Origin of the sequence: Curtobacterium sp. PhB128, assembly GCF_004340725.1 — a bacterium.
Classification (GTDB): Bacteria; Actinomycetota; Actinomycetes; order Actinomycetales; family Microbacteriaceae; genus Curtobacterium.
Genome location: NZ_SLUR01000003.1, coordinates 385608 through 401872, shown reverse-complemented (window position 1 = coordinate 401872; position 16265 = coordinate 385608). Strand labels below are relative to the sequence as shown.

The window sequence follows — 16265 nt, the reverse complement described above, 5'->3', positions numbered from 1 at the left end:
GAACACCGACCGCTCCCAGGCACGACTCGAGGGCATGAGCCCGGTTCAATACCGAGCTCACGCCCTCGCGGCCTAATCTGACTTCACGGTCCAACCGGGACCAGTTCACGGTCCGTCGGACCTGCACCGGGCCTCCAGTCGGTCGCTACCTGGCTGCGCTCACCAGGACGCGCTCGATCTGCGCCACGATGTGCGGCGTCGCGTAGCGCGCGGCGGAGTGGCGCCCGTTGCGGGCGAGTCGGTTCCGTTCCTGCTCGTCACCGGCCAACCGGAGGATCGCGTGCGCGAGGGCATCGACGTCGCCTGGACGGACGAGGAGCCCGTCCTCGCCGTGCGTGAGCACCTCGGCAGGGCCGCCAGCGTCCGCGGCGATGACCGGTCGACCGAGCGCCATCGCCTCGGTGACCACCTGCCCGAACGGCTCCGGGCGGCGGCTGGCGTGCACGAGCAGATCGCACGCGCTGATCTCGGCATCGACGTCCTGCCGGTGTCCCCGGAACTCGACCACCGCCGTCAGGTCCAGCTCCGTGACCAGGGTGTGCAACTCGGCGGCGTGGTGGTCGTCGGTCCCGAAGTGCGCCGCGCCGATCAGCCGGAGCCGCGCATCGGGGTCGAGACCGAGCGCGCGGGCCGCGGCGAAGGCGCGGACAGCGATGTCCTGCCCCTTCCAACGGGTGAGCCGCCCGACCATGCCGATGGTGAACGGGCCGGGTGCCGACGGGGCGGCCTGGTCCGGGAGGTCCACGGGGCAGCCGATCACCGCGGGTGCCGGACCGGACCGGCCGAGGGAGCGGGCCGTCGTCCGTGAGTTGGCGATTCGGGCTGCGGGGAGCGTCGTCAGCGCCGCGCGGAGTACCAGGGTGTTCGCGCGGGAGGCACCGGCCGCTCCGACGACGTCGTGGACGTACGCCACGACGGGGATGCGTGCGAGCCGGCCGGCCAGTCCGCCGTACACGTGCGCTTTCGCCGAGTGTGTGACGACCACGTCGGCGCCGAGGTCGCGGAGCCGTCGCGCGAGGGCCCGCGTGGAGCGGAGTGTCGACACTCCCTTCGCGAGGAGGCCCCCGGCCGCATCGGCTGCGTGCTCGGTCACGGACGGGTCGAGCGCGACGACCTCGTGCTCGACGCCGAGCCCGGAGAGCAGGGACTCGAGTGGCCCGTGTTCACCGAGGACGACGATCACCTCGGTCTCGACCCGGGCAGCGGCCACCCGCGCCACGAGGAGCTCCGCCCCGGACAGTGCTGCGCTGTGGGTGAGCATGGCGACGAGCGGGAGGTTCCGGGTTGTCATGCATCTAGAATACCAGTATTCTATAGAGCGTGACATTGAAACGTCACCGGGGCGACAGTGCCAAGCGTCATCCGCCTCGCCGCGATCCCAGAACGGAACCCGACATGCGTCACACCTCCCGCACCGCCCGCATCGCCGCCACGACCCTGGCTGCGATCGGGATCCTCACCGTCGTCACGGCGTGCTCCGGCACCGGCGGCGACGAGCCCACCAAGAAGCCGACGGCCAGCTCGAGCGCCAAGGCAGACGACCGCTTCTCGACGCCGCCGGCCGACATCCAGAAGGCGACGGCGGAGTGCGCCGACGGCAAGGTCGTCATCGACCAGAGCAACAAGGACGTCACCGTGGGCGACTGCGCCTCGGTCGAGATCACCGCGAGCAACGCGGTCGTCCACCTCGGCAAGGTCGACGCGCTCGTCATGAGCGGCACCATCAACGACGTCGACGCCAAGGAGATCGGCAAGGTCACGGTCAGCGGCAACGGCAACCGGGTCACCACGGACGGCAAGCCGAAGGTCACGGACAAGGGCGCCGAGAACCTGTTCGTCACCCGCTGAGTCCGACCCGACCCGAACGGAGGACTGCCATGACCCGCACGACCCTGCCGGACTGGCAGTCTTCCGCTCCGCTCGCGACCGCGGCAGCCCGTGGCGGCATCGTCACCGCCGCCGGCACCGCGACCCGGTTCCTCGTGCAGCTCGTCACCGTCGTGGTGATCGCCAGGATCCTCGGCCCCGCCGAGTACGGGTTCGCGGTCGTCGTGCTCCTGCTCAGCGGTCTCGCCGAGCTCCTCCGCATCGGTGGCATCGGAGCCCTCGTCATCCGTGCGCCGCGCCTGTCCGCCGGCGTCGCCTCCTCGCTCCACCTCCTCAGCGCCGCAGCCGGACTCGCTGTCGGCGCTGCGCTGGCCCTGTCGGCGCCGGCACTCGCGGTCGTCCTCGGCTTCCCAGCGTCCGGCAGGTCCGTGATGCTGCTCGCGGTTCCCTTCGTGGCGGCCGGGGCCAGCGCGGTCCCCACGGCGCTGCTCGCCCGCAACCTCCGCTTCCGTGCCCTCGCCCTGCTCGAGGTCGCGTCGATGGTCTCCGGCGCCGCCCTGGCGCTCGTGCTCGCGATCGCCGGTGCGGGCTCATCGGCGCTCGTCGCCCAGGCGCTCCTCTTCTCGCTCGTGCTCGGCATCGGTTCGATCGCCGTGTGTCCCTGGCGCCCGACCCGCCCCGCGCGGTGGCCCGCCGTCCGGCCGGAACTCGGCTTCGCAGCGAACGTCACCGCGGTCCAGGTCCTCAACTTCGCGGCCCGCAACCTCGACAAGGTGATCGTCGGGGCGTCGTTCGGCCCGCTCGCCGCCGGCTTGTACGCACAGGCCGGGCAGCTGCTCACGATCCCGCTGGAGCAGGTCAACGGGCCGCTCCAGCGCGTCGCGGTCCCCGTGCTCGCCAAGGTCGCCGACGACCGCGAGCGCTTCCGGCGCTACTACCGGCACCTCACAGCCCTGACCGGGTACGTGCTGTGGCCGACCTTCGCGGTGCTGGCAGTGCTCGCCGACGCCGTCGTCACCGTGCTGTTCGGCCCCGCGTGGGCGGGCTCGGTACCGATCTTCCGCGTGCTGGTGCTCGCTGGCATCGCGCAGACCCTCGGCTACGTCACCGTCTGGGTGTTCGTCGCGACCGGCCAGGGCGCTCGTCAGACCATCTGGGCGCTCGTCAGCCGTCCACTCGTCCTCGCCTCGTTCTTCGTCGGCCTGCCGTGGGGCGTCACCGGGATGGCGTGGGCGTTCTCCGTCAGCTCGCTCGTCCTCGTCGTCCCCGGCTTCGTGGTCGCTGGTCGACGCCCAGGGCTCGGGCTCCGTGACCTCGTCACGCCGATCGTCCGCCCCGGCATCGTGGCCGTGGCGGTGGGTGGTGTCACGCTCCTGACCCGGCTGCTCGACCTCGGCCCCTGGCTCGCGATCACGGTCGGCGGCGCTTCTGCGCTCGTCGTGCTCGCCCTTGCCGTCGTGCTGCCGGGCATCCGCCGCGACGTCATCGCGATGGCGCGCCACGTCGTGCCCGCCCGGTTCGGGCGCACCGCCGCAACCACACCCTGAGAGAGCGAGTCCGCCGTGCCCGTCTCCGCCGTGCCCGTCTCCGTCGTCGTCCCGGTCGGTCGACCCGACACCGCCCTGAGCGCGCAGCTCGGGGCGATCGCCGTGCAACAGCACGAGGGCGACGTCGAAGTCGTCCTCGCTGCCAACGGCGTCAGGCCCAGCGTCCTGCGCCCGTTCGTCGACGCCACGGAGTGGCCATCCGGCTGGGCCGTGCGCGTCGTCGACGCGACGGACGTCCGTGGGCCGAGCCACGCTCGCAACGTCGGCTGGCGCGCCGCACGACACGACATCGTGCTGTTCTGCGACGCGGACGACGTGCTCGAACCCGGATGGATCTCGGCGATGGCTGTGGCCGTGCAGCAAGACGGCATCGGCGGCGGCCGACTGGCGTACGACCTGCTCAACGCACCCGCGCTCGCGGCCCGGGTGACCGCGTCGACGACGGAGCTGCCCGTCAAGTTCCGGCACCTGCCCTACACGCCGAGCTGTGCGCTCGGCGTGACCCGCGCGCTGCTCGAGGCCGTCGACGGCTTCGACGAGTCCTTGCACTGCGGCGAGGACATCGACTTCTGCTGGCGGGTGGCTGCGGCTGGTTCGCCCATCGTCTTCGTCCCGCAGGCGGTCGTCCAGTACCGCTTGCGCAGCGCGGCCCGCGGTGCGTTCCACCAGGCGTACCGCTACGGCGTCGACGATGCGCGCCTCCTGCGGGCACACCGCGCCGCCGGTGCACGGTGGCGCGCGGTCGACGGGGTCCGTGAGCTCGCATCGACGGTCAAAGCCGTTCTGCTCGCCGGCACCGGCCAGGAGGCCCGGATCACCGCCGCCTCGCGCGTCGGCGCCGCCTGCGGCCGGTTCGCAGGCTCCGTGCGGCACCGCATCGCCGCCTTCTGATCGCAGTCCGCCGCTGAGCGGCCAGGCCGCCGCACGTCGTCACGACGGGCGGCGGCCTTCGTCGTTGGTGAACGTGGGCTGTGGGCTGTGGGCTGTGGCAGGGCGGTCGGCGGTCGGCGGTCGGCGGTGGGCCGGTGCGGTTGCGGTTGCTGGGTTGTGGTGCCGGTGCCGGTGCCGGTGCGGGTGGCATTGCGCGTTGCGCAGGTGCAGGGAACGCCGAACGGCCCGACCCCTGGGTGGGGTCGGGCCGTCGGGTCCTGCTGGGGTGTTACTGGGTGACGTTGATGGTCGTGACCACCGCGTCGCCGATCAGGTTGCCCTTCGTGATCTGCTTCGTGTAGAGCACGTAGACCTGCGGGGTCAGCGTGCGGCTGATCGTGATGGACCACTCGCCTTCGGAGTTCACCGTGGCCTCGCCGAGTCGGCTCGTGGTGCCGCCGAGGACGACCGTCGAGCCAGCCTGGCCGGTACCGGTGAACGTGATGCCGGTTCCGGGGACCTGTGCGCCCTCGGCCGGGGTGTTCACGACGACCTGGGTCGCCGTGCCGTAGTCGAGCGTCGCCGTCTTGGCGGGGGAGACCTCACCGTCGACCGTCTGGGTGACGGTGAAGGTGCGGACGCCCGCGACGATCGCGCCGGTCTGGGCGTTGCCGCTGATCGTGGACTGCTTCTCGGCGTCAGCCTGGAACGAGCCGGTCGCGGTGAGCTCCGTGACCTACTTGTCCTGCACCGTGACGGTGATCTCGGCCTGCTTCGTCAGCCCGCCCTTGCTCGTCTGGAGCGCGTGCAGCTCGTAGACGTTGGGGGCGAGCTGCCGGGAGACGTCGACCGTCCAGGCGCCGTTGGCGACCTTCGTGTCACCGATCGACGATGTGTTGCCGCGCATGTCGAGCTTGGCGCCGGTGGCACCGGTGCCCGTGAAGCGGATCTGGCCGTTCGTGACGGTGGCGCCGTTCGCCGGGGTGGAGATCACCGGGACGACGGGGTTGCCGTAGTCGAGCGAGCGGTGCAACGGGGCGGACACGGCACCGTTGACGGTCTGGGTGACCGTGAACGTGTTGACACCGAACGCGGCCTTGGCCGGCGGGATCGTGATCGTGTACCGACCCCCGGTCGCCTTCGCGGTGCCGACGACCGAACCGTCGGCAGCCTTCACGGTGACCGTCGCGTCCATCTGGGCCGCGCCGGAGATCGTCGCCGGCAGGTCCTCGTCGGTGGCGTTGAACGCCGCCGTCGCGGTGAGCGGGGTGACCGCCTGCTCGTCCGTGACGGTCACGGTGATCGCCTGCTGGGTGGTCAGACCGCCCTTGGTGGTCTGCACCGCCCACAGGTTGTAGAGGTTGCTCGTCAGCGGGAAGTCGACCTTGGCGGTCCACTCGCCGTTCACGACGTCGCCGCTGGCGATCGCGTTCACGGTGCCGCGGACGGTGACCTTTGCGCCGGTCTGACCGGTGCCGGTGAAGGTCAGGCCGTCCTTGTTGACGGTCGCGCCGTTCGCGGGAGAGGTGATGTTGATCGGCGTCGGGATGCCGTAGTCGAGCGAGACGTTCACGGCTGCGGAGGTCTTGCCGTTCAGCGCCTGGGTGACGCTGAACTCGTTCACGCCGAACTGTGTGCCGTTCGCCGGGATCGGGATCGTGTAGCGGCCGCCGCTTGCGACGACGCGGCCGATCTCGTTGCCGAGGCTGTCCTTGACGACGACGGTCGCGCCGGTGGTCGCCGCGCCCGAGATCGTCGCGGGCTTGGAGGAGTCCTCGTCGAACGCGCCGGTGGCCGTCAGCGCCGTGGAGAACTCCGTGGCGTTGATCGTGAACGAGACGGGCTTCGAGTCGGCGTTGCCGCGGACCGAGGTCTGCGTCGCGGTGAGGTTGTAGACACCGTTGCCGAGGTCGAACGTCGCCGGGGCGGACCAGTTGTCGTTGTCATCGACGACTGCAGTGGCTACGACGCGGCCGGACGTGCCCTTGACCTCGACGCGCGCGCCCTTGTCACCCGTGCCGGAGAACACCGGACGCTTCTGGTTGACCGTGGAACCGTTCGCCGGGGTCTGGACCACGAGCGGGGCCTCGGTGCGGACCGTGAAGTGCACGCGCTTCGTCTCGGCAGAGCCCGTGAGCGGGGTCTGGGTCGCGCGGAGGTCGTAGAACCCCGCGCCGAGGTCGAAGTTCGCCGGAGCGGACCACTTGCCGTCCTTGACCGTCGCCGAGGCGACGACACGGCCGGAAATGCCCTTGACCTCGATGGTCGCGCCTTCGTCACCGGTGCCGGAGAACGTCGGACGCTTGGTTTCCACGACCGAGCCGTTGGCCGGAGCCTGGACGACGAGCGGTGCCGGGTCGGTCGGGATCTCGGCCGCGACGGTGAAGTTGACGCGTGCGTTCGAAGTGTCGCCGCGGACGGGCGACTGGGTGACGGTGAGGTCGTAGGCGCCGTTCGTGAGGTCGATGTCCGAGGGGGCAGACCACTTGCCGTCCTTGACGGTTGCGGTGGCGATGATCACGCCGGCGTTGCTCCTGACCTCGATGCTCGCGCCTTCATCGCCGGTGCCGGAGAACACCGGGCGCTTTGTGGTGACGGTGGATCCGTTGGTCGGGGTCTGGACGATGAGCGGTGCCGGGTCGGCCGGAACCCCTTCGAGGGTCGTCGGCGTCGAACCGTTGACCCGGTAGCTGCCGACGGAGCTCGTGCCCATGAACAGGTAGTTCATCTGGCTCGAGGTCGTCGTGGCGTTCGAGGCGTCGACCTTGAGGCTCCAGCGGAACTGCTGGCCGGCGCTCTGCGAGCCAGTTGTCTTGCCGAAGTTGAACTCCATCTGGCGGTTGTTGTCGAACAGGCGGCCGTTCTTGAGGTTGAGAACCTCGGAGTTCGCCCACGCGCCGCTGGAGCCGTTGCGCCACTGTCCGGTGACCGTGGTCTGGCCGGGCGCGAAGGTGGTGCCGGCTGGAGCGGCAACCGTGACGATCCCCTCCATGCCGGTGCGGGTCGCCTGGTTCTCGACCACGAACGGCACGTTGGTGGGCGTGGTGCGGCTGAGGGTCACGTTCGGCTGGGGCACGCCGATGATGGGGCCGTTCTCGACGATGGTGATCGTGACGCTGGTGCGGGCGACCTCGACCCCGCCGACCTTCTCGACGATGGTGCGGGGGTTCGCTCCGACGGGCAAGTTGCGGATGGTGAGCGACCACTTGCCGGTGCCGTCCGCGGTGGTCGCGAACGAGGTGCCGCTGACGGAGATCGCGGCGCCGGGGGTGGCGGTGCCGGAGACGACGGCGGTCTTCGCGAAGTTGTCGACGGAATCGACCTTCGCCGTGAGTTGTGGCACGCTCCGGAAGGAATTGATAGCGTGAATTGAGTCGCCGTTGGCAGCCTGCGCTTGGCTCAGACTTGACCGACCTGACGATGTGTATTCCTGCACATATCCGAGGTCCTTGGACCAGAGCGCCCACCCCGACGTAAACGACCCTGCAAACGGCGTGAGTTTGAACCGTTGCGCGACCCTTTCTGGATCGCAAGTTTCCCAGGTCATTCTATGCTGACTAGTCCCTGCAGACTGAAGGCAGAGACCGCTGCTCAGTTCTCGCACGGCTCCGAAAGAGTTCCAGCCTGGAATTTCCAATGTTGCCGCCGAGCTCTGCAGCGCAGCGGCAGTCGAGGCTGCGTTCGTGCTCGCCTCCTGACCGGCACGGGTGGGTGGCAAGGCGGCATTGTAGTTTCGCGCAGCCGAAGTCGGATGGCTGAACTGGATGAACTTCCCAACAAGCCGGTCCTCCGCAAGTGGACTGATGGAGGCGGAGGCGGCCGGGCCGAAGGACAAGCCGGAGACGAGCGTGGCTGCGGCGAGTCCTGCTGCGCCGACGGACTTGAGGGCCGTTGCCCTCTTCTTTCGAGACATGTGACGTTCTTTCGGGGAGGGCCGCCGGGGATCCGCGGCACGGTGGAGGATCGCAGCCCAGGACCTCTCGGTTGGCCTGCAAGCCGAGAATATCACATTACACATGGCATACGAGACATTGTATGGCGCGACTGCTGGCTGAGAGTTGAGTGGGATCGACGCAACTTCAGCCTCCCTGAGTTGACGCCGACCGTGTCCTGAGTAGAGTTGAGTCCATCGGACGCAAGTCCAACGACTTACCTCGAGCAAGAAGGAGCACCACACATGGGACGTGCAGTAGGCATCGACCTCGGAACCACCAACTCGGTCGTCAGCGTTCTCGAGGGTGGCGAGCCCACCGTCATCGCGAACGCCGAGGGCCTCCGCACCACGCCGTCGATCGTCGCCTTCACCAAGGACGGCGAGGTCCTGGTCGGCGAGACCGCCAAGCGCCAGGCCGTGACGAACGTCGACCGCACCATCGCGTCGGTCAAGCGTCACGTCGGCACCGACTGGACCACCGAGATCGACGGCAAGAAGTACACGCCGCAGGAGATCTCGGCCCGCACCCTCGGCAAGCTCAAGCGCGACGCCGAGCAGTACCTCGGTGAAGACGTCACCGACGCGGTCATCACCGTGCCGGCGTACTTCAACGACGCCGAGCGCCAGGCCACGAAGGACGCCGGTGAGATCGCCGGCCTCAACGTCCTCCGCATCATCAACGAGCCGACCGCGGCCGCTCTGGCCTACGGCCTCGACAAGGGCAAGGAAGACGAGCTCATCCTGGTCTTCGACCTCGGTGGCGGCACGTTCGACGTCTCCCTGCTCGAGGTGGGCAAGGACGACGACTTCTCGACGATCCAGGTCCGTGCGACCTCCGGTGACAACCGCCTCGGTGGCGACGACTGGGACCAGCGCATCGTCGACTACCTGATCAAGAAGTTCAAGGACGAGCACGGCGTCGACCTGTCCACGGACAAGATCGCCAAGCAGCGCCTGAAGGAAGCCGCTGAGCAGGCCAAGAAGGAGCTGTCGTCGCAGATGTCGGCGAACATCCAGCTGCCGTACCTGACGCTCACGGCCGAGGGCCCGCTCAACCTCGACGAGACCATCTCGCGCGCACAGTTCGAGCAGATGACCTCCGACCTGCTCGACCGCACCAAGAAGCCGTTCAACGACGTGATCAAGGAAGCCGGTGTCTCGGTCAACGACATCGCGCACGTGGTGCTCGTCGGTGGTTCGACCCGCATGCCCGCCGTGGCCGAGGTCGTCAAGCAGCTCACCGGTGGCAAGTCCCCGAACCAGGGCGTCAACCCGGACGAGGTCGTCGCCGTCGGCGCCGCACTGCAGGCCGGCGTGCTGAAGGGCGAGCGCAAGGACGTCCTGCTCATCGACGTCACGCCGCTGTCGCTCGGCATCGAGACCAAGGGCGGCCTGATGACGAAGCTCATCGACCGCAACACCGCGATCCCGACCAAGCGGAGCGAGACCTTCACGACCGCTGACGACAACCAGCCGTCGGTCGCGATCCAGGTCTTCCAGGGCGAGCGCGAGTTCACCCGCGACAACAAGCCGCTCGGCACGTTCGAGCTCACCGGCATCGCGCCGGCTCCCCGTGGCGTCCCGCAGGTCGAGGTCACCTTCGACATCGACGCCAACGGCATCGTGCACGTGTCCGCCAAGGACAAGGGCACCGGCAAGGAGCAGTCGATGGTCATCTCCGGCGGCTCGTCGCTGCCGAAGGAGGACATCGAGCGCATGGTCCGCGAAGCCGAGGAGCACGCGGCCGAGGACAAGGCCCGTCGTGAGGCCAACGAGCGTCGCAACCAGGCCGAGCAGCTCGTCTACTCGATCGAGAAGCTCATCAAGGAGAACGACGACAAGCTCCCCGAGGACGTCAAGTCCGAGGTGCAGGCCGACGTCGACGCGCTCAAGTCCGCGCTCGCGGGCGAGGACGAGGACGCCGTGAAGACGGCCTTCGACAAGCTCAACGAGTCGCAGGGCAAGCTCGGCCAGGCCATCTACTCCCAGCAGGACGCAGCAGCCGGTGCAGCCGGTGGCGAGCAGCCCGCGGGTGAGCAGCCGGCGGACGACGAGGACATCGTCGACGCCGAGGTCGTGGACGACGAGGACGACAAGGACAAGAAGTAACGATGACGGACCCCAAGGGCAACGCGCCCAACGAAGACGAACCCCAGGTCGAGGGCGACGCCACGAACGCGGCCGAGCCCGAGGACCTCATCGAGGCGGAGGGGCCCGACGTCGAAGTACCGACCGACGGCCCCGCCGCCGGCGGTCCGGCAACGGACGCGGCGAACGACCTCTCCCCGGAAGACCAGGCCCTGCTCGACGACGCCGCCCGCGGTATCCAGGAGGACAAGCTGTCCGACACGGACCGCGACCTCGTCGCCGAGATGCGCGCGGACATGCTCCGTGCGCAGGCCGAGCTGGTGAACTTCCGGAAGCGCGTCGAGCGCGACCGCGAGGCCAACCGCGAGGTCGCCATCGCCGAAGTGGTGCGGGCCCTGCTGCCGGCGCTCGACGACCTCACCCGGGCCGAGGCCCACGGTGACCTCGCCGAGGGTCCGATGCAGGTCATCGGCCAGAAGATCCGCGGGGGCTTCGACAAGTTCAAGCTCGTGCAGATCGGCGAGAAGGGTGAAGCCTTCGACCCGAACATCCACGAGGCGATCGTCCAGCTCCCGACCCCGGGTGCCACCGGCCAGACCGTGGCGGACGTCGTCGAGCCGGGCTACAAGCTCGGTGAGCGCGTCCTGCGTGCGGCCAAGGTCGCGGTGGCGGTCCCGGCCTGAGCCGGAACGGAAGGTAGGTACCAGTGGCCAGTCAGGACTGGTTCGACAAGGACTTCTACAAGGTCCTCGGAGTGTCGAAGGACGCGTCGGAGGCCGAGCTGAAGAAGACCTACCGGAAGCTCGCGCGGCAGTTCCACCCGGACTCCAACCCGGGTGATGCCGCGGCGGAGAACCGCTTCAAGGAGATCAGCGAGGCCTACTCGGTGCTCTCCGACAAGGAGCAGCGCCAGGAGTACGACCAGGTCCGTGCCATGGGCTCCGGCGCCCGCTTCACGGCGGGCGGCGGAGGCCAGGGTGGTGGCTTCGAGGACGTCTTCGGCGGGATGTTCGGGCAGCAGCAGGGCGGGGGCGGACAGCGCGTCCGCTTCGGCCAGGGCGGCCCGGGCGGCGCCGGCGGCTTCGAGGACATCCTCGGCGGGATGTTCGGCGGCGGTGGTGGCTTCGGCCAGACCTCCGGCGGCTACCGCGGCTTCGGTGGACCGACGAAGGGCCGGGACGTCACGGCGTCGACGACGCTCGACTTCACCACGGCGATCGCCGGCGACACCGTCAAGCTGTCGCAGGGCAACGGTCGCCCGGTGAACGTCCGCATCCCCGCGGGGGTCGCGGACGGCCAGAAGATCCGGCTGCGCGGCCGAGGCGAACCCTCGCCCGACGGCGGCGAGGCCGGTGACCTGGTGGTCGCCGTCTCGGTCCGCAAGCACCCGGTCTTCGAGCGCGACGGGCTGAACCTCCGCGTGGACGTCCCCGTGACGTTCGTCGAGGCAGCTCTCGGTGCGACGATCGAGGTCCCGACGCTCGGCGGTTCGCCCGTCAAGCTGAAGGTCGCTCCCGGCACGCCGTCGGGTCGCGTCCTGCGCGTCAAGGGCCGTGGCGTCGCGACGAAGAACGGCACGGGCGACCTGCTCGCGACCGTCCAGGTCGCGGTGCCGTCGCACCTGTCGGACAAGCAGCGCGAGGCCGTCGAGGCACTCGCCGAGGCACTTCCCGACGAGAACCCGCGCGAGGACATCCTCGCCAAGGCGCGTGACTAGCGTCACGCAACCACAGCAGTAAACCGGCCTGGAGGCGGGGTGCGGCTTCCTGACGGACGCTCGCCGGGCCTCCAGGCTGGTTTTCACCACCACGCGAACGACGGAAGGAACACGCCATGACCGACATGGACGAGAACTCGCCCGTCTTCGCGATCGCGGTCGCCGCGGAGCTGTCGGAGATGCACCCGCAGACGCTGCGGCAGTACGACCGGCTCGGCCTGGTCGTGCCGGGCCGTACCCGCGGCGGTTCCCGCCGCTACTCGATGCGCGACGTCGCGCAGCTGCGCGAGATCGCGCGCCTCGGCTCCGAGGGGGTGTCGCTGGAGGGGATCCGGCGCGTGCTCGACCTGGAGAACGAGAACAAGGACCTGCGCGACCGGGTGCGTGAGCTCGAGACCGCGTTGGCCGACCAGCTCATCAACCGGCCCGGCGCGCGCGTGTTCGCGGCGACGACGACGGGTGCCGCGGTGTCGCTGCGGGCCGGTGCGCGGCCGCAGCGGAACACGCAGATCGTGCTGTACCGCGGGCCGCGCTGACCCTTCCCGAATCGCCATACCACATGTAAAATATCTGCATGCGATTGTTTCCTGCCCTCCCTGCTGTCCTCGTCGTCACGGCACTCGCCATCGGTGGCGGGGTCGCCGCAGCGGCAACCGGCGGAGTCGACGTCCACGAGACGGTGATCGAGCACTCGGCGAACGGCGACGCGACGAGCGTCCTGGTGCACGGCATCGGTGATGCGGCGGCCGCGGCCACAGCAGAGGGACGGCGGTTCCGGCACAGTGATCTGCAGCCTGCCGGACGGTTCGTCGCCGCCGGCGACGTCGTCACCGTGTCGGTACCGATCGGTGCGCCGGCGATGGACGTCGCCATCGGGCTGATCGGCCCGTACGCGGCGCACAACTCGGGCGCCGATGTCGGGTACCAGCAGACGCGACTGACCGCTGGCGTGAACCGTGTCACGGCTCCGCACGACGGGATGGTCTCGATGGTCAGCGCGGCGGACACCGGGGAAGCGACGGTCACGATCGCCGGTGGTGTTGCCGTCCCGACCTACGTCCGGGGCCAGTCGACCGCCGACTCGTTCGCAGCGGACCTCCGGCGGTTCGCCGATGCACCGTTCGTCGAGGTGGTGTCGAACCGGATGTTCGGCGACTTCCAGAAGCCGAAGACCGGCACGGCCATCGCCGGTGCCGACCTCGCGGAGCGCACCGCGAACTGGGACCGGGTGATCGAGCTCACGAACGAGACGTACGGCCTCGACGAGCGTGCCGTCGGGACCTCGCACAAGTACCCGCACCGGATCCACATCGCTTCACCCGACTCCGGTGCCGGGTACGCCAACGCGAGCAACGCGCGCATCATGTTCCAGACCGGCACCGGTGCTGCCGCCGATCTCTTCCGGCTTCCGTTGAGTGGGCTGTGGGGGCTGTGGCACGAGATCGGCCACACCTACGAAGCTCCGATCAACATCTTCCCGGGTACCGCGGAGACCATCACCAACCTGTCCGCGCTCGCCGTGCAGGACGGACTCGGGTTCGGGAGCCGGTGGGACGAGAGCATCCCGCTCCTCGAGCGGTACTTCACCACACCGATCGCGGACCGGGACTGGGAAGGCGCCCACGACCGGGTCCGGCTCCTGGCATGGGAACAGCTGCGCCGCGCGTTCGGCGACGGCTACCTGCCGAGGTTCTTCGCGGCGCTGCGTGCCGAGGCCGCGAAGACGAACGTGAACGCCCTGACCATCGACGACAAGCACGCGATCTTCGTCGAGGTCGCCTCGCGGGTGGCCGACCGCGACCTCGCGCCGTTCTACGACCAGCTCGGGTTCCCGATGTCGGACGCGACCCGCGCCGTCATCGGTGCGCTCCCCGACCTGCGGGAGCCCATCTGGGACAACGTCGACTCACGACACCGCATCGTGGAACGACTCGTCCCCGACTACGACCCGCCGGTCGGCGTGGTCACCGGAGCAGTGTCGCCCGTGCCCGTCGGCGAGCACGTGATCGCCGCGCCGACGGTCACCGGGCTCGGGACCGCGAGCGGCCGAGGGAGCGCGACCGCCGTGGACGCCGCAGCGGTCGCCGATGCCGTCGGTACCGACACCGGACGGCTCCTCGTGCGGCTCCGGAGCGACACCGGCGCCGAGGACACGATCGTCGTCAGGACTGCGGCCGTCGGCGGGGACTCGATCGTCCTGCGCGGGGCGTCGAACCGCGTCGTCGGCGACCTGTGGCTCGATCAGCGGAACGAGGAACTCCGGTGGCGGGCGGTCACGTCCTACGACGCGCACTGGTCCTGGGGATCGAACGCCTACCTGACCGTCACGCACTTCGCGGCGGACGGCACGGTACTCGCCACGGGCACGGTGCAGGGCAACCAGACGGGCAAGGTCCTCGACGAGACCTTCCGGGACCGCCCGTACGCGGACGGCGAGTTCGTGCTCGTCCTGCACGCGCAACCGACGCTCCTCGCCGCGTACCGTTCCGACTCGCTCATCTCGGACTCGAGCGCGCCCCAGGCGTTCCGGATCGCGGACGGCAAACTGCACCTGACCGCGCCCGAGGCGATCCCGGGGTGGCAGTCCCTGTCCGGACTGCAGGGCCCGAAGACCGCCCTGACCCGCGGCGCCGACGTCGAGGTCGAGGCCGGGTTGCAGGTCCACGCCCAGATCTCGACGATCACCGGGGCGATCACGCTGACCAGTCCGGACGGCACGACCTTCGCACCCGGGCAGTCGACGCTCGCCGGCATGTACCGGAAGCCGGGCGAGGACTGGCGGACGAGCGCGAACCTCGTGCTGCGGGGCGGGACGCTCGCCGACGGCGGCACGACGATGCGGTTCACGCTGCAGACGGCTTCGGGGTTCTCGATGCCCCCGGGTTCGACGCTTCGCTGGAAGCCGGTCGTCCGTGTCCCGGCCGACGCGGTCGCGGGCGACTCGTCGCTGGAGCTGCGTGCGGAGGGCACCACCGGCTGAGTCCCCTGCAACGAGGAGCGCCCCCGGACTGACCTGCCGTCGTGGAGCTCGGGCGGCGACGTGCAGTCGCACGCTGGTCCGCGTGAACTGGACGCGGTCGTCCGCGCCGCTGCGAGGTCCGCCGTCGAGGGATGGGTACGCTGACGCGGTGCCAGACTTCGCCGACCTCTTCCGCCGCCGCGACGACACCGCCCCGGACCTCATCGCGATCGACGGCACCGACCGGTTCCTGATCGACGAGGCGCCGCACGTGCACGGGGACGCCCTGCGGCAGCCCGGCGAGGTGGCGGTCGTCGATGACCGTCTTGGAGTCCTGACCCTCGGGCTCATCACGCAGTACGGCGCATCGGACATCCGCGTCGTGCAGGACTCGCTCGTCGGGGAACGCGCGCTCGAGGCCAACGCTGGCACGTTCGGTCTGCGCGGATTCCACCACCCGGACTCGCTCGAAGACGCCTTCCGCGACGTCCGGCTCGTCGTGCTGCGGCTGTCGAAGTCACACGACCGCCTCGACGAGATCGCCCGGGCCGTCGCGCGGTTCGCCGCTCCCGACGTCGTGCTGCTGTGCGGCGGCAACGTCAAGTACATGAACCTGTCGCAGAACGACGTGCTGCGCCGCTCGTTCGGCGAGGTCACGGCTTCGCGGGGGCGGGGGAAGTCGCGCCTGCTCATCGCGCAAGACCCGTTGCGTGCCCAGGCGAACCGTGCGGCCGCGACCAATCCCTGGCCCAGATCGGTGCACGTCGACGACCTCGGCATGACGCTCGTCGCGCACGGCGGGGTGTTCGCCGGTACCTCGCTCGACCAGGGCACCCGGGTGCTGCTCGAGGCGATGGACGCCGCGGTGCCGACCGCGCGGACCGTCGTCGACCTCGGGTCCGGCAACGGTGTCATCGCCGCGGCGATCGCACTGCGGCGGCCGAACGTCAAGGTGATCGCGACCGATGTGTCCCGGATCGCGGTGGCGTCCACACGGGCGACCGCCGAGGCGAACGGCGTCGCTGACCGGGTGACGGCACTGCGCACCGACGCCGGGGACGAGCTCGCCGTCGGGTCCGCCCAGCTCGTGCTCTGCAACCCCCCGTTCCACGCGGACACCACGGTGACCACCGACGCGGCCGAGGCGATGTTCCGGAACGCGGCCACCGTCCTGCAGCCCGGCGGCGAACTGTGGTGCGTGTGGAACGGGCACCTGCGCTACCGGCCGGTACTGGAGCGCCTGGTCGGGCCGACGCGGCAAGTCCTGCGCACCCCGAAGTTCACGGTCACGGCGTCGGTCGCTGCCCCGCACTGAGGCCCGCC

General features: G+C 69.8%; 12 protein-coding genes. 9 read left to right on the top strand and 3 right to left on the bottom strand.

What is annotated here, in order from left to right:
• Positions 1-145 precede the first annotated feature (145 nt).
• A complete protein-coding gene (locus tag EDF23_RS08110) occupies positions 146-1291 on the bottom strand; it encodes a glycosyltransferase (protein ID WP_165901060.1) in 1146 nt (381 codons plus the stop codon).
• 104 nt (positions 1292-1395) lie between these two features.
• On the opposite strand from EDF23_RS08110, the gene EDF23_RS08105 reads away from it, so the two are divergent.
• The 3 genes from EDF23_RS08105 to EDF23_RS08095 are packed head-to-tail and all read left to right on the top strand — an operon-like array spanning position 1396 to position 4265.
• Positions 1396-1848, top strand: coding sequence for a DUF3060 domain-containing protein (locus tag EDF23_RS08105; protein WP_123937414.1), 453 nt, complete (start codon positions 1396-1398; stop codon positions 1846-1848).
• Positions 1849-1877: 29 nt separating this feature from the next.
• Complete coding sequence (locus EDF23_RS08100; RefSeq protein ID WP_131921358.1) at positions 1878-3374, top strand: lipopolysaccharide biosynthesis protein; 1497 nt, start codon at positions 1878-1880, stop codon at positions 3372-3374.
• A gap of 15 nt (positions 3375-3389) precedes the next feature.
• The gene (locus EDF23_RS08095) at positions 3390-4265 is read left to right on the top strand and encodes a glycosyltransferase (RefSeq protein ID WP_131921357.1); all 876 of its coding nucleotides are present in this window, start codon (positions 3390-3392) and stop codon (positions 4263-4265) included.
• Between the two features lie 268 nt (positions 4266-4533).
• Here the strand turns inward: EDF23_RS08095 and EDF23_RS08090 are convergent, their stop codons facing one another.
• A complete protein-coding gene (locus tag EDF23_RS08090) occupies positions 4534-4791 on the bottom strand; it encodes an Ig-like domain-containing protein (RefSeq protein ID WP_131921356.1) in 258 nt (85 codons plus the stop codon).
• Between the two features lie 189 nt (positions 4792-4980).
• Entirely contained in the window at positions 4981-7587 is a 2607-nt protein-coding gene (locus tag EDF23_RS08085; RefSeq protein ID WP_165901059.1) for an Ig-like domain-containing protein, read from the bottom strand.
• An 834-nt stretch (positions 7588-8421) separates the two neighbouring features.
• Between EDF23_RS08085 and dnaK the strand changes: the two genes are divergently transcribed.
• The 6 genes from dnaK (at position 8422) to EDF23_RS08055 (ending at position 16257) form a co-directional block, all read left to right on the top strand.
• The gene (dnaK, locus tag EDF23_RS08080; protein WP_123293529.1) at positions 8422-10287 is read left to right on the top strand and encodes a molecular chaperone DnaK; all 1866 of its coding nucleotides are present in this window, start codon (positions 8422-8424) and stop codon (positions 10285-10287) included.
• A 2-nt stretch (positions 10288-10289) separates the two neighbouring features.
• Entirely contained in the window at positions 10290-10949 is a 660-nt protein-coding gene (locus tag EDF23_RS08075; RefSeq protein WP_131921354.1) for a nucleotide exchange factor GrpE, read from the top strand.
• Positions 10950-10972: 23 nt separating this feature from the next.
• On the top strand, positions 10973-11983 hold the full coding sequence (locus EDF23_RS08070) for a DnaJ C-terminal domain-containing protein (protein WP_131847081.1): 1011 nt from the start codon (positions 10973-10975) through the stop codon (positions 11981-11983).
• Between the two features lie 125 nt (positions 11984-12108).
• Positions 12109-12519 carry a MerR family transcriptional regulator gene (locus tag EDF23_RS08065; RefSeq protein WP_123293837.1) on the top strand — a complete coding sequence of 137 codons (411 nt, stop codon included), beginning with the start codon at positions 12109-12111 and terminating at the stop codon, positions 12517-12519.
• 38 nt (positions 12520-12557) lie between these two features.
• Positions 12558-14963 carry a M60 family metallopeptidase gene (locus tag EDF23_RS08060; RefSeq protein WP_131921353.1) on the top strand — a complete coding sequence of 802 codons (2406 nt, stop codon included), beginning with the start codon at positions 12558-12560 and terminating at the stop codon, positions 14961-14963.
• Positions 14964-15111: 148 nt separating this feature from the next.
• Positions 15112-16257, top strand: a complete 1146-nt coding sequence (locus EDF23_RS08055) for a class I SAM-dependent methyltransferase (protein WP_131921352.1) — start codon at positions 15112-15114, stop codon at positions 16255-16257.
• Positions 16258-16265 lie beyond the last annotated feature (8 nt).